This is a genomic window from Arhodomonas sp. KWT (assembly GCF_010993615.1).
On the sequence record NZ_WNXE01000484.1, the window covers coordinates 1 to 1,247 of the forward strand.

The window sequence follows — 1,247 nt, forward strand, 5'->3', positions numbered from 1 at the left end:
TCGGGACGCGTGGGGTTCGACACGGTCGTTGAGACCAGCGACGTGATCAGCCTGCACTGTCCGCTCACGGAGCAGACTCGCGGACTGGTGGACGAGGGCGTTTTGCGGCGCATGCGCCGGGGGGCCATCCTGATCAATACCGCACGCGGTGGCGTGGTCGACGAGGCGGCGCTGCTGCACGCGGTGCGCGAGGGCTGGATCGCCGGCGCGGCGGTCGACGTGCTCGACGGCGAACCGCCGGCGCCGGACCATCCCCTGATTGCCGCCGGGTTGCCGAATCTCATCGTCACCCCGCACTGCGCCTGGGGCAGCCTTGAAGCACGCCAGCGCGTCGTCGAGCAGACCGCGGAGAACGTGGCCGCCTGGCGGGCGGGCCGGCCCGTGCGCGTCGTGGCGCAGCCCCAGCCGTGATCGCGCGGGTCCTGCGGGGCTGGTGGCGCGGTCGCCAGCTGCGCCGCTACGCCGTCGACGACGCGCTCTGGCGGCGGGCGACACACAGTGATTCGGTGCTCGCCGGGCTGGATGCCGGTGAGCGCGTGCGCCTGCGCGAGCTGGCGACACTGTTCCTCGCACGCAAACGCTTCTATGCCGCCGGTGGCGGTGAATTCGTGCCGGAGCAGGCCGTACGCATTGCCGCCCTCGCAGCGGTCCCGGTGCTCGGCCTGGATATCGACTGGTACCGTGGCTGGCAGTCCGTGATCGTCTATCCGTCGGGCTTCCTGGCACGTCACCGCGAGATGGACGAGGCGGGCGTGGTGCATGACGAGGCCCGGGCACTGGCCGGTGAGGCCTGGGACAACGGTCCGGTGATACTGTCCTGGTCCGACGTGGAGGCCGGGGGCCGCCGGGATGGCTGGAACGTGGTCCTCCACGAGCTCGCGCACAAGCTGGACATGCTTAACGGCGAGGCCAACGGCATGCCGCCGCTGCACCGTGGCATGGACCGCCGCGCCTGGACCCGCGCCTTCACCGAGGCCTTCGAGGCGATCAATGCCGCGGTGGAGGCGGGCCGCGACCCGGGCATCGACGATTACGCGGCGACCGACCCGGCGGAGTGCTTCGCGGTATTCAGTGAGACGTTCCTGGAGATGCCGGAGGTGGTGGCGGCCCATTTCCCGGCGGTCCACGAACAGCTCGCGGCCTTCTACCGGCGTACGCCCGCGGAGGCGCACGCCGGACACGGGCCGGCCGGCCATCATGGCGGCCGGAGCGGATCGAGACACGGGGAGTCGAGGTGAACATGGAAA

The 1,247-nt window shown here is 71.1% G+C and carries 2 protein-coding genes; both read left to right on the top strand.

Annotated elements, in window-relative coordinates; genetic code table 11:
- Positions 1-411 (top strand): NAD(P)-dependent oxidoreductase (locus tag G7A99_RS20095; RefSeq protein ID WP_305792345.1); only part of this gene is annotated, 411 nt, incomplete at its 5' end.
- Positions 408-1,238: a zinc-dependent peptidase gene (locus G7A99_RS20100; RefSeq protein ID WP_018718926.1), complete on the top strand. Its 831-nt coding sequence runs from the start codon at positions 408-410 to the stop codon at positions 1,236-1,238. The genes G7A99_RS20095 and G7A99_RS20100, both read left to right, overlap by 4 nt.
- Positions 1,239-1,247 lie beyond the last annotated feature (9 nt).